The following is a 13,038-nucleotide window of genomic DNA, read 5'->3' as shown; positions in this document are numbered from 1 at the left end:
CGAGCATCGCGAGCAGGTGGACGCGTTGGTATTGGTACCATTGCCTGAGCTCTGTGGGAGCGAGAAAGGATTCAATCCCCCGTGAATCGAGCCGGGCGTTTTTCGATGAAGGCTTGCATGCCTTCCTTCTGATCGAGCGAGGCGAACAACAATGCATTGGCCTTGCGTTCCAGCGCCAGGCCCGCCTCCAGCGGCGCGTCCATGCCCGCCAGAATCACCTCCTTGATCTGTTCGGCCGCCAGGGCCGGCATTGCTGCGATGACCCGCGCCAGCTCCAGGGCGTGGCTCTGCACCTGGTCATCGTCGACCAGATCGCTGACCAATCCCGCCACCCAAGCCTCATCGGCGCTGATCGGCTGACCGGTGAGCGCCATGCGCATCGCCTTGACCTTGCCCACCGCGCGCACCAGCCGCTGGGTGCCACCAATGCCGGGCATGATGCCAATACGGATCTCCGGTTGGCAGAAGCGCGCGCTGCGTCCGGCAACAATCAGGTCAGCGTGCATCGCCAGTTCGCACCCCCCGCCATAGGCATAACCGCAAACCGCAGCGATCACCGGCTTCGGACAGTGCTGGATCGGTCCCCAGACCCGCTCGGTGTGACGCTTGTAGATGTCGATGGCACCGACCCCGGCCATGCTGTTGATGTCTCCTCCTGCGGCGAACACCTTGTCACCGCCCGTCAGCACAATGCATCGCACCTGAGGATCGACCGCCAGTTCCCTGAAATAACGCGACAGCAGCGCCTGTAATTCCAGGCTCAAGGCGTTTGTCGCTTGCGGCCGGTTGAGCCGCAACAGCGCCACGCCCGGCAGAGGGCGTTCGAGCAGAACCGGTGCAACGGATGAATCGGACATGGGCATCCTCAAGGACCAGGCAACGTATGAATGAGCGCCAGTGTCCTGTTCGCACGGTTGAATTTTCATCGTCCGTTCAGACGTAGTTCGGCCCCGGATTCGTCCCTAGAGTGACCCTTGTCAGTAAACAAGGAGCACATGATGGAGCTGCATTCGAGTCTTGATTACAGCGGCAAGGTGGTGCTGGTCACCGGTGGCACCAAAGGCATCGGCGCCGGTATTGCGCTGGGGTTTCTGGCGGCGAACGCACGGGTGATCGTCTGTGCTCGACGCGAGCCGGAACAGCTGCCGACGCTGGGCGGCAAGAGCGCAACCTTCATTGCCGCCGATGTGCGCGACCACGATTCCCTGCAACGGCTGTTTACCACCGTCGAGCGCGATTTCGGACGACTCGATGTGGTGATCAACAACGCCGGCGGCAGCCCTGCTGCCGACGCGGCCACGGCCTCGCCCAGGTTTCATGAAAGCATCATCGGCCTGAATCTGATCGCCCCACTGAACGTCGCCCAGCACGCCAACCGGCTGATGCAGGCGCAAGTCCAGGGCGGTTGCATCGTCTTTATCGGCAGCATCAGTGCGTTGCGCCCCTCGCCAGGCACTGCGGCCTATGGCGCGGCCAAGGCCGGGGTCCTGGCGCTGGTGAATTCCCTGGCAGTGGAGTGGGGGCCCAAAGTGCGGGTGGTCACGGTCAGCCCGGGTCTGGTGCTGACTGAGCAGGCGCATCTGCACTATGGCTCCGAGGCCGGTATCGCTGCTGTTGCAGCCGGTATACCGGCGGCGCGCATGGCGGTTGCCGAAGACATTGCCAACGCCTGCCTGTACATCGCATCACCCCTGGCCAGTTACGCCAGCGGTTGCAATCTGTTGCTGCATGGCGGAGGTGAGCGTCCCGCCTTTCTTGGGGCCGCCGCGCAGGTTCTGCCCACCTGATCGACCCGTGGCGGCGGCCGGGTCCGGCTGCCGCCTTCAATTTGAAGGAGACGACTTTGGCTGATCCACAATTGCTATCCGATGCGCGCGCCCTGGTAGGGCGCCAATACGGCCGCGTGTATGCCTGGGATGAAGTCAACGCGCCGATGGTCCGCCAATGGTGCGAAATCATGGGCGTGGACAACCCCGTCTACACCGACCCGGCGTTTGCCCTGGGCACCCGGTATGAAGGGCTGATCGCCCCGCCGGCCATGTTGCAGGTGTGGACCATGGAAGGTTTGCACGCCAACAATTATCCGCCTGGCTCGACCGACGAGAACCCTTACGAGGTGCTCAAGATCATGGAGGCCCACGGCTTCATGTCGACCGTGGCGGTCAACTCCGAACTGACCTTCAGCCGCCCGGTGCGCATGGGCGAGAAGCTGTACTACACCACTCGCCTGGACTCGGTCAGCGATGAAAAAACCACGGCCCTGGGCACCGGCTTTTTCGTCACCCTGGTCATGAGTCATTTCGCTGAAAAAGCGGGCGGCGATGAGCCGGTGGGCGAACTGTTGTTTCGCGTCTTCAAGTTCCGTCCTGCCAATGCCCAGGCGCCCGCCAAACCGGATGCCGCGCCAGCCAGGCCCAAGCGCCCCCTGCCGGGCATTAGCGATGACACGCGCTTTTTCTGGGAAGGCTGCGAGAAGGGCCAGTTGTTGATCCAGCGCTGCACCGCGTGCCAGACGCTGCGTCATCCACCGGCACCGGTGTGCATCGAGTGCCACAGTTTCGACTGGGACACGCTGCAAGCCAGCGGCCGCGCCACTTTGTATTCGTTCGTGGTCATGCACTACCCCGAAGTTCCGCCGTTCGATTACCCCAATCCCATCGGGTTGATCGAGCTGGAGGAGGGTGTGCGCCTGATCGCCGGCCTGGTCGGTATCGAACGCGAAAACCTACAGATCGGCCAGCGCTTGCAGGTCGAATTCCAGACCTTCGACGACCAGCAGACCCTGCCTTTGTTCCGGCCGGTAGACGCCTAGGAGCCAGTCACCATGGATTTCGAATTGAGTGAAGACCAGCGCGCCATCGCGCAGATGGCCGACAGCCTGTTTGTCGACCATTGCCATGACGACTACATGCGCCAGTGGGACACCAGTGGCGAGCCGATGATGGCGCCATTGTGGAAACTGTGCATCGAGACCGGGCTGCAAGCGCTGGCCATTCCCGAAGAGTACGGCGGCAGCGGCCTGGGCATGACCGAACTGATGCTGGTGTTGCAGGCCCAGGGCAAGGCCCTTGCCCAGGTACCGTTGTGGCGCCACCAACTGGCGGCCGCGACCCTGGCCCGTTTCGCTGCTTTGGGCAGTGCCGGATGGATCGCGAAGGCTGCGTCGGGCGAGGCACTGTTGAGTTTGTCGATTGACGGTTTGAACAGCGCCTTGGGGATCGAGCTGCAAGCCACTGCGTGTGCCGACGGCTGGTCGATCAACGGCCGGGTTGCGGCGCTGTCCCTGGGCGACCAGGCCGACGCTGCGCTGGTCGTGGTTCAGGCCAAGGGCGAACCGCGCTTGCTGTTGCTGGACCTGTCCGCGCCACAGATTCAGAAGCTTTCAGCCGTGTTGACCCACGGCGAAGCCGTGGCAGACCTGCATATCCAGGGTTTGACCGTGGAGGCCGGGGCGCTGCTGCCGGCCGAGGCCGTCGACTGGCTGGAGTTGCGCAGCGTGGCGGCGCTGGCCGCCTTGCAATTGGGCGTGAGCCAAGAGCAGGTCCGCCGCACCGTGGCCTATATCAGCGAGCGCCGACAGTTTGAGCGCGTCATCGGCAGCTTCCAGGCGGTACAGATGAGCATGGCCGACACCCACATTGCCGTCGAAGCCTTGCGCACGGTGTTGTGGCAACTGGCCTACCGCATCGATGCCGGCCTGCCAGCACCTTCCGAAGCCTTGGCCACCGCCTGGATGGCCTGTGAAGCGGGGCACCGGATCGGCCACGTCACGCAGCATGTACATGGCGGGATTGGCGTCGACCTGACGTACCCGATCCACCGTTTTCTCTATTGGAGCCGTGGCCTGTGCCTTGCCCTCGGTGGTTCGGCGGCAAGCCTGGAACGCCTGGGCGACTGGCTCAACGATAACGACAAGCTGGGATGGAAATATGACCTCGAAGAACACCAAGCGCTTTGAAGACGTGCGCCCCGGCGAAGCACTGCCGGAACTGGCGGTGCCAATCACGGTGACCCTGATCAATGGCGGCGCGATTGCCACCCGCGATTACTTTCCCGGCCACCATGACGCGGACGCCGCCCGAACCCTGGGGTCGCCCCATGTGTTCATGAACATCCTGACCACCAACGGGTTGGTGCAGCGGTTCATCGAGCAATGGACGGGCCCGCAGGCAGTCTTCACCTCGCTGAAAATCAAGCTTGGCGCACCGAACTATCCCGGTGATTGCATGACCTTCAGCGGCAGCGTCACGCGCCTCGACGCCGATACCCGCACGGTGGAAATCACCCTCGGCGGCAAAAATTCCATGGGCAACCACGTGACCGGTACGGTCGCAGTGGTCCTGCCCTGACAGCCGGAGAGACACAGATGACTGATTCATCGATTTCCGGGCGCGCCGCGATCGTTGGCCTTGGCGCAACCGAATTTTCCAAGAACTCCGGACGCACCGAATTGCGCCTGGCCATGGAAGCCACCTTGAGCGCGCTCAAGGATGCCGGCATCGACCCGAGCGAGGTCGAGGGGTTCAGTTCCTATTCCGTCGACAAGGTCCCGGAGTATGAAGTTGCCCGTTTGCTCGGTTGCAAGGACGTGAAGTTTTTCTCACAGGTGCCCCATGGCGGCGGTGCGGCTTGCGGACCGGTGATGCACGCGGCCATGGCGGTAGCGACCGGGATGGCGAAAGTTGTGGTGGTGTATCGCGCCATGAACGAGCGTTCCTGGTATCGCTTCGGCACCGGCAGCTACGGTTTCGCCTCTACGCCGACCTTCGATAACGTCAACTACGGCTGGTACATGCCCCACGGTTTCCACACGCCGGCGGCCTGGGTTGGCATGTTCGCCCAGCGCTACATGCACACCTATGGCGCGACCTCCGAGGACTTCGGGCGGATCGCAGTGGCGGCGCGGGATTTTGCCGCGACCAACCCCCAGGCGTTTTTCCATGGCAAGCCGATCACCCTGGAAGAACACCAGGCTTCGCGCTGGATCTGCGAACCCTTGCACTTGCTCGATTGCTGCCAGGAATCCGATGGCGCGGTGGCGATGGTCATCACCTCGGCCGAGCGCGCCCGTGACTTGAGGCAGAAGCCGGTGACCATCAAGGCGGGTTCCCAGGGCATCAGTCACGGCCAGCAAAGCATGACCTCGTTCTACCGCGACGACATCACCGGTCTGCCGGAGATGGGCGTGGTCGCCCGCGAACTGTATCGCCAGTCGGGACTCGGTCCGGAGGCGTTCCAGACTGCCGTGATCTACGACCACTTCACCCCGTTCGTGATGCCGCAGCTCGAAGAGTTCGGTTTCGTGAAACGCGGCGAAGCCAAGGAGTTCATTCGCGCCGGGCACCATGCCCGTGGCGGCAAGCTGCCGATCAATACCCACGGCGGGCAACTCGGCGAAGCCTACATTCACGGCATGAACGGCATTGCCGAAGCGGTGCGCCAGGTGCGCGGCACGGCGGTCAACCAGGTGGCGGATGTGCAAAACGTGCTGGTCACCGCCGGTACCGGCGTACCCACCAGTGGCCTGATTCTCGGCTCAGCCTAAGGAGCAGCTATGTTCGTCGACCTCACTCCCGAACAACATGCCCTGCGCCACAAGGTGCGGGACTATTTCCAGGCCCTGATGACCCCGGACATGCGCGATCAGTTGCGCGGCAAGGAAGGCGGCGAGCTGTTTCGCCAGACCATTCGCCAGATGGGGCGCGACGGCTGGCTCGCGGTCGGCTGGCCCAAGGTCCATGGCGGCCAGGGTTACGCGGCCACCGAGCAGTTGATTTTCTTCGAAGAAGCCAACATCGCCGGGGCACCGCTGCCGTTCGTGACCATCAGCACCGTCGGCCCGGCCTTGATGACCCATGGCAGCGAGCTGCAGAAAGAACGCTTCCTGCCGGGCATCGCCGGGGGCGAAATCATGTTCGCCATCGGTTATTCCGAGCCCGACGCCGGCAGCGATCTGGCCGTGCTGAAAACCACTGCGCGCCAGGACGATGAAGGCTTCCTGGTCAACGGCAACAAGCTATGGACCTCGGGGGCCGAATCAGCCGATTTCGTCTGGCTGGCGGCCCGTACCGATCCAACTCAGTTGCGGCACAAAGGCATTTCGCTGTTGATCGTCGACACCTTGACACCGGGTTTCTCCCACACCCTGATTCCGACCACCAGTATTCCGACCACGGCCACCTACTACGACAACGTGCGGGTGCCCAACGAGATGCTGGTCGGCGAGTTGAACGGTGGCTGGAAGCTGATTACCTCGCAGCTAAACCATGAGCGCCTTGGCTTGGGCACCTGGTCAGACAAGGTCGTGGCGCTGTTTCGCCGGGTCTACCTGTGGGCGCGAGCGCGCGACGAGCAGGGCCGTCGTGCCATGGACAAGGCCTGGGTGCGCAGCTCTCTGGCCGAGTGCTATGCGCGCCTTGAGGCGATGCGCCTGATCAACATGCGCATTGCCGCCGACCTGGAGCACGACCGTATGGACGTGGCCCTGAGCTCGACCACCAAGGTGTTCGGCTCGGAGTCGGCGATCGAGATCCTGCGCAAGCTGGCGTCGATCCTCGGTGCCAATGGCTCGATGCGCAGCGGCTCGGCCGCGACCCTGTTGCAGGGCGAGCTGGAGTACGAATTGCGCAGTTCGGTGACCCTGACGTTCGGCGGCGGCACCAATGAAATCCAGCGCGAACTGATCGCCCAGTTTGGTCTCGCAATGCCACGCACCCAACGCTGACGCTCGTCCATCAACAACAAAAAACCGTACTCGCCCCGCCACGGGGCGGGGCGAAGGGGACTTTCATGAGCACTATCGAGCAATTCCGGCACGACACCCGTGCCTGGCTGGAGGCTAACTGTCCGCTGTCGATGCGCACGGGCATGGCTGAAGGCGATGTGGTGTGGGGTAGCCAGAACCCGCAGTTTCCCTGCGAAGACGCGCGCCTGTGGTTCGAACGCATGCGCGACAAGCGCTGGTTCTGCCCCGAGTGGCCGGTGGAATACGGTGGCGCGGGCCTGAGCGACGAAGAGCTGGCGGTACTGGAAAGCGAAATGCGCCGGATAAAATGCCGGCCACCGCAGATCAACCTGGGCATCTGGATGCTCGGGCCGGTGTTGCTGGCGTATGGCAGCGAAGAGCAGAAACGCGACCTGCTGCCGCCGATCGCCCGGGGTGAAGTGCGCTGGTGCCAGGGCTTCTCCGAACCGAACGCCGGTTCCGACCTGGCCAGCCTGAAAATGGCCGCCCGCGATGCCGGCGACCATTTCGTGGTGGACGGCAGCAAGATCTGGACGTCTTACGGCGACAAGTCCGACTGGATGTATGCGCTGGTGCGCACGGACTTCAGCGCGCCGAAACACGAGGGCATCAGCCTGATTGTGCTCGACATGCGCAGCCCTGGTGTCAAGCCACAGCCGATCGATTTGATCAGCGGCAAATCGGCGTTCTGCCAAGTGTTCTTCGATGGCGTGAAGGTGCCCAAGAGCCAGTTGATCGGGCCATTGAACGGCGGCTGGAACCTGGCCAAATACCTGTTGCAGCACGAACGCAAGGCGATGTCGAAGTTCGGCGAGTTCAGCTTGCCATCGCACTTCGACCTGCTGGCCCTGATGCGCGAATACGTACCGGCACCACGAAGCCAAAGCGAATATGCGCTGCAGGCGCGGGCCACGGCCTGCGCGATGAACGAGCAGGCCTATAACCTGACCGTGCAGCGCATGGGCGAAGAGGCGCGGGCCGGCGATGACATCGGCGGCCTGATGTCGATCATGAAGCTGGTGCATACCGAGCAGGAGCGCGACAAGTTCGAGGTCTTGCTCGATGCCATGGCAGGGCATGCCTTCGGTTGGCAATGCCCGGCGTTCAGCGAGCAGCAACAGGCTATCACCCGAGCCTGGCTCAACAGCTATGCGTTGACCATTTCGGGCGGCGCCTCGGAAATCCAGCTCAACGTCATCGCCAAGCGCGTGCTTGGCTTGCCTGAAGCCAAGAAGCCTGCCGTGAAAGGAGCTCAGTCATGAGCCTGCGTTATAGCGATGAACAGCGTTTGCTGGCCGACAGCGCGCGAGACTTTCTCGCCGCCCGCAGCCCGGTCAGTGTCCAGCGTCGACTGCGCGATGAGGCCGTGCAAGCAGGTTTCGACGCGCAGCTATGGCGCGATGCCGTCGAGCTGGGCTGGAGTGCGATTCCATTTCCGGAAGACTTCGGCGGTCTTGATTTCGGTTGTAAGGGCCTGGGGCCGATTTTCGAGTCCATGGGCCGCAACCTGTCCGCCACGCCTTTGCTTTCCAGCGTGGTGCTTGGCGGCTCATTGCTGCACCTGGCGGGCAATTCAACGCAGCAGACGCAATGGTTGCAAGCGGTGATCGGTGGCGATCGGCGCCTGGCCCTTGCCGTGGACGAACGCTCGCGCCATGAGCCGAGTCACATTGCTCTTGAGGCGAAGGCCGAAGGGCAGGGCTATCGCCTTCACGGCGACAAGTACTGGGTGGTCGACGGCCTGGGCGTCGATGCCTATGTGGTGGCGGCGCGTACGTCCGGACAGCCGGGCGACACCCGTGGCATCAGCCTGTTCCTGGTGCCCGCCAATACGCCGGGCCTGACGGTGAGTGCCTTGTCGCTGATCGATTCACGCAATTGCGCACGCCTGCAACTGGAGGGTGTGCAACTGGGGAGCGATGCGCTGCTGGGTACGCTGGACGAAGGCTGGACTGCGCTGGAAACCGCGCTGGACCGGGGCCGCGCCTGCCTGGCGGCGGAGCTCCTGGGGATGGCCGAGCAATTGTTCGAAACCACCCTGGAGTACCTCAAGACCCGCGTGCAGTTCGACACGGCGATCGGCACTTTCCAGGTCCTGCAGCATCGCGCCGCGAAAATGTACGTCGACCTGGCGCTTAGCCGCAGCGCCCTGATGGCTGCGCTCGCGACCCTGGATGACGCCAGCCTCGATGCCGGCGCGCGCGCACGACTGGTCAGCCTGGCGAAATGGAAAGCGGGCGATACGGCAGTCAAGGTCGCCAACGAAGCGGTGCAAATGCACGGTGGCATTGGTGTCACCGACGAACTGGATGTCGGCCTGTACCTCAAGCGCGTCCGCGTTGCACAGAGCTGCCTGGGCGATCGGGATTTTCATTGCGAACGCTACGCCGCCCTTGCGTAGGCGCCAGGCTTGCCGGCGAACGGGATGACGCGGTGTACCCGATACACCGCTTTCGCCGGCAAGCCTCCCCCCTGCAAAGGCGTCGTACCCCATTTGGAGATTCACCGCAGACCCACGGGTCTTCCGCCCGTTCTGGAGAAAATAAAAATGAGTATTGAACGCTGGCAAACCGCGTGGCGCCAATTGATTGCCCCCGGTTCGCCCTTTGAAGTGGTGACGCCGGAGGATGGTGGGCCACGCTATTTTCGTCACGCTGCGTACGACCTGTTGCAAGTGATCGACGCGGGTCGGGTCCACGGCGACCGTGAGTTTCTTGTCTGGCAGTCGCAACGCCTGACCTTCAATCAGTATTACGATCAGGTTGATCGCCTGGCCGGGCAAATCGTCGCTCGATTCGGCCTGCAACCGGGCGAGCGGGTGGCGATTGCCATGCGTAACCAGCCGGCCTGGCTGGTGGCCTTCGCCGCGATCCTGAGCTGTGGCGGTGTATGTGTGCCGCTCAACAGTTGGGGGCTGCGCGATGAGCTGCAATACGCGTTGCAGGACAGCGGCGCGCGCGTGCTGATAGGCGACGAAGCGCGCCTGGACACCTTGCGCGAAGACCTGGCGCAGGAGCAGCGGGCGACCATTGTCGTCGGTGCGCAGGGCGTTTTGCCCGAATACTGCCTGAGTTACGAAGCCCTGATCAGCGAACCGGCTGTCGCGTTGCCAGCCCGGGAAGTCGACCCTGATGCGCCAGCGCTGATCCTCTACACCTCGGGCACCACCAGTCGTGCCAAGGGCGCGGTGTCCAGTCACCGGGCGATCTGCCAGGCGCTGGCCGCGCTGGAATTCCAGGGTGCGTTCTGTGCCATGAGTTCGCCCGAGCGAGTCGGCGTGGTGATCAACAGCGGTTTTGCCCCCACGACCCTGGCGGCGGTCCCGCTTTTCCATGTCAGCGGCTTGCATGCGCAGTTCTTGTCGGCACTGCGCGGTGGTCGACGCTTGATGCTGATGTACAAGTGGGATGTCGAACGCGCCATCGACCTGATTCGCGACGAGCGCTGCACCCAGTTCAATGGCGCGCCGATGATGATGCAGCAATTGCTCGCCTCACCGCGTTTCGGCAGCGAGCAAACCGCCAGCCTGTTTGGCCTGGGCCTGGGCGGCGGTGCGTCATCGGCCAGCGTGCTCGACGACATGCTCAGGATCAAGCCCGATGTCATTGGCGGTGCCGGCTACGGCCTGACCGAAAGCAACGGGATCGGCGCGGCGATTGGTGGCGATCCGTTTGTCTACAAGCCGGCATCGGCAGGGTGGGCGCTGCCGATCGTTGATATCCGCATCGGTGACAGCCCCGACCAGGCGCAGTCGGTGGACACCCGCGGCGTGATCTGGCTGCGTTCGCCCACACTGATGAGCGCCTACTGGAACCTGCCCGAGGCCACCGCGCAAAGTCTGCGCAACGGTTGGCTCGACACCGGCGATATCGGCTATCTCGACGATGAGGGATTCCTCCACATCACCGGCAGGGTCAAGGAGCTGATCAACCGCGGCGGCGAGAAGATTTCCGCCGCCGAGATCGAAACCTGCGTTCTTGATATGCCTGGCGTGCTGGAAGCGGCGGCATTCGCCATCGCCGACCCGCTACTGGGTGAAACGGTCGGGCTGGCAGTGCATGGCCAGGCATCGACGTTGCCTGGGGAGGCACAAGTCTGCGCCTTCATCGCCAAGCGCCTGGCCGCCTACAAAGTGCCGGCGCAGGTGTATCGGGTACTTCAACCCTTGCCCCGCAATGCCACCGGCAAGGTGCTCAAGGCGCAACTGCAAGAAAGTTTGGGGGCCTGACGCCTTCTTAGTCTTTCCGGACGATGTTGGGGCCGGCAGAACACGAACAATGGGTCATCCACAGAGCCTTATCAGCGTAGGAGGCAACACATGAAAATAACAAGAACAGGTCTCATGCTCGCGGTCGCATTCACAGCCAATAGCGGGCTGACGGGTTATGCGTACGCCGAGGTCTCACCTGAGGAAGCCGCCAGGCTGGGCAAGGATCTGACGTGCGTCGGCGCCGTGCAGGCGGGTAACGCCGAAGGCACCATTCCGCCTTATACCGGCAAGTATCTGGGTGAAGTGCCGGGCTGGAATCACGTGAAGTACTCCGGTGACCAACCCGTTGATCCTTACGCAGCCGAGAAGCCGATCCTGGTGATCACTGCGCAGAACATGAGTCAGTACGAGTCGCACCTGACCGAAGGGCAGAAGGCGCTGCTCAAGAAGTATCCGACCACCTACAAAATGAACATTTACCCGGGCCACCGGGATTTCCGCTACCCCGATTACGTCTGTCGCCGCGTGATGGACAACGCGCAGCACGCCAAACTGGTCAATGATGGCGCCGGTTTCACCGGGATTGGCCAGGTACCGTTCCCGATCCCGAAGAACGGCACCGAAGTGTTGTGGAACCACCAACTACCGGCACGTGCCTACACCGAGGAAAAAACCACGGATCTGGCCTCGGTCCTGCCCAACGGCAGCATCGGCTGGGGACGTGCGTACGCGCGTAACCTGTCGTTGGCGAACTCGCCGACCACCGACTCGCGGACCGAAGAAAAGCTATCGGCCATGAGTAACAACATGACCCTCAAACCGGCCCGAGACAACGGCACCCTCAGCATTGCCCATGAACCCTACAACTACGGCACCGATGCGCGTCAGGCCTGGTCCTACAGCCCTTCAACCCGGCGCGTACGGCAATTGCCGGGCTACGGTTACGATCAGCCAATGATCGGCACCAACGGCACCATGACCGTCGACGAAGACCGTTTGTTCAACGGTTCACCGGAGCGCTATACCTGGAAACTGATCGGCAAGCGCGAGATCTACAGCCCGGCCAACGCGTTCAAGGCGAACACTGGAACCGTCAAGTACGCCGACATCCTGACACCCAACCACCCCAATCCTGATTTCATGCGCTATGAATTGCGCCGTGTGTGGGTGCTGGAAGCGGACTTGAAGGAAGGCTTTCGCCATGTCTATGGCAAGCGCGTGCTGTTCATCGACGAAGACACCTGGAACGCGGTGATGGCCGACAACTACGACGCCCGCGGGCAGCTGTGGAAACACGCCATGATCAACTACTTCTACCACCCGGACATGAGCGGCTGGCAGGCTGGTTCGCAGTTCTTCATGGATCTTAACTCCGGCCAGTACACCGGTTATGGCATGACCAACGAGTCGAAGAAGGGGCCAATCCTCAACGAAGGCAAATTCACCCCTGACCAGTACACCGCAGACGCGGCGCGGGCTATCGGGCGGTAATCATTTCGGTAATGTCCGTTGACCAAGCCCTGCCGGTTTCCGGCGGGGCTTTTTTACGACTTTCTCATCGGTGGTGAGCGCACCACATCGCAGCCTGGCAGATAGCTTTCTTGACCGCGCCTTGCGCCGTGAGGAAAACCTGCAGGCGCTGGCCCGTTACCTACACCACCAGATGCGCCTTCAAGTCCCCCAGCATGTCCAGTTTCGAATAATCACGAAAACTGAACCGCCATGCCCCATCGACACGTTCGAATTCATCCAGATAACGCCCGGCGGCGATGGGCTGCAAAGGCAGGTCTTCAGTTGCCTGCAGCACCGTGTAGCAGGCGCGTATCGTCGCCGTACCCGACGCCTCGTCAATGTCGATGATGGGGTTGCTGATGACGTGTCGGGTGCGGGGCGTGCCGCAGGGGTAGAGCTTGATTCGCTGCTGCCAGAGGCGCAGCAGGGCCGTGTGATCAATGAAATGCTGACTGTGGACCTTGATGCGGGCATGACGAAACAGCTCCGCGGCCTCGACCAGTTGTCCGCTGTCCATACACTCGGCGTAGCGGTAGAGCAGGTTGCAGATCTGTATCGCGCTGGTGCTCAT

General features: G+C 62.6%; 12 protein-coding genes. 10 read left to right on the top strand and 2 right to left on the bottom strand.

Features of this window, described 5'->3' with window-relative positions; genetic code table 11:
* Window positions 1-71 precede the first annotated feature (71 nt).
* Entirely contained in the window at window positions 72-857 is a 786-nt protein-coding gene (locus AC1Q6D_RS09940) for an enoyl-CoA hydratase (protein ID WP_103403185.1), read from the bottom strand.
* A 141-nt stretch (window positions 858-998) separates the two neighbouring features.
* Between AC1Q6D_RS09940 and AC1Q6D_RS09935 the strand changes: the two genes are divergently transcribed.
* The 10 genes from AC1Q6D_RS09935 (at window position 999) to AC1Q6D_RS09890 (ending at window position 12,446) form a co-directional block, all read left to right on the top strand.
* Window positions 999-1,787 (top strand): SDR family oxidoreductase, encoded by a 789-nt coding sequence (locus AC1Q6D_RS09935; RefSeq protein ID WP_103403184.1) that lies wholly within the window; start codon window positions 999-1,001, stop codon window positions 1,785-1,787.
* A gap of 56 nt (window positions 1,788-1,843) precedes the next feature.
* A complete protein-coding gene (locus AC1Q6D_RS09930) occupies window positions 1,844-2,812 on the top strand; it encodes a bifunctional MaoC family dehydratase N-terminal/OB-fold nucleic acid binding domain-containing protein (RefSeq protein ID WP_103403183.1) in 969 nt (322 codons plus the stop codon).
* 12 nt (window positions 2,813-2,824) lie between these two features.
* Window positions 2,825-3,958: an acyl-CoA dehydrogenase family protein gene (locus AC1Q6D_RS09925; RefSeq protein ID WP_103403182.1), complete on the top strand. Its 1,134-nt coding sequence runs from the start codon at window positions 2,825-2,827 to the stop codon at window positions 3,956-3,958.
* Entirely contained in the window at window positions 3,930-4,349 is a 420-nt protein-coding gene (locus AC1Q6D_RS09920) for a MaoC family dehydratase (protein WP_047529032.1), read from the top strand. Before AC1Q6D_RS09925 ends, AC1Q6D_RS09920 begins: the two co-directional genes overlap by 29 nt.
* A gap of 17 nt (window positions 4,350-4,366) precedes the next feature.
* Window positions 4,367-5,545: a lipid-transfer protein gene (locus AC1Q6D_RS09915; protein WP_047529034.1), complete on the top strand. Its 1,179-nt coding sequence runs from the start codon at window positions 4,367-4,369 to the stop codon at window positions 5,543-5,545.
* A 9-nt stretch (window positions 5,546-5,554) separates the two neighbouring features.
* Window positions 5,555-6,724 carry an acyl-CoA dehydrogenase family protein gene (locus AC1Q6D_RS09910; protein WP_103403181.1) on the top strand — a complete coding sequence of 390 codons (1,170 nt, stop codon included), beginning with the start codon at window positions 5,555-5,557 and terminating at the stop codon, window positions 6,722-6,724.
* A gap of 65 nt (window positions 6,725-6,789) precedes the next feature.
* Window positions 6,790-8,007 (top strand): acyl-CoA dehydrogenase family protein, encoded by a 1,218-nt coding sequence (locus tag AC1Q6D_RS09905; RefSeq protein WP_103403180.1) that lies wholly within the window; start codon window positions 6,790-6,792, stop codon window positions 8,005-8,007.
* Window positions 8,004-9,146 (top strand): acyl-CoA dehydrogenase family protein, encoded by a 1,143-nt coding sequence (locus AC1Q6D_RS09900; protein ID WP_103403179.1) that lies wholly within the window; start codon window positions 8,004-8,006, stop codon window positions 9,144-9,146. Before AC1Q6D_RS09905 ends, AC1Q6D_RS09900 begins: the two co-directional genes overlap by 4 nt.
* 147 nt (window positions 9,147-9,293) lie before the next feature.
* Window positions 9,294-10,973, top strand: coding sequence for a class I adenylate-forming enzyme family protein (locus tag AC1Q6D_RS09895; RefSeq protein WP_103403178.1), 1,680 nt, complete (start codon window positions 9,294-9,296; stop codon window positions 10,971-10,973).
* Between the two features lie 90 nt (window positions 10,974-11,063).
* The gene (locus AC1Q6D_RS09890; RefSeq protein WP_178083099.1) at window positions 11,064-12,446 is read left to right on the top strand and encodes a DUF1329 domain-containing protein; all 1,383 of its coding nucleotides are present in this window, start codon (window positions 11,064-11,066) and stop codon (window positions 12,444-12,446) included.
* 160 nt (window positions 12,447-12,606) lie between these two features.
* Here AC1Q6D_RS09890 and AC1Q6D_RS09885 read toward each other — a convergent pair whose 3' ends face one another.
* Entirely contained in the window at window positions 12,607-13,038 is a 432-nt protein-coding gene (locus tag AC1Q6D_RS09885; RefSeq protein ID WP_047529047.1) for a nuclear transport factor 2 family protein, read from the bottom strand.

Source organism: Pseudomonas sp. MT92, assembly GCF_058792515.1.
The sequence above is the reverse complement of the archived record's forward strand: the minus strand, read 5'-3'. Positions and strand labels throughout refer to the sequence as shown.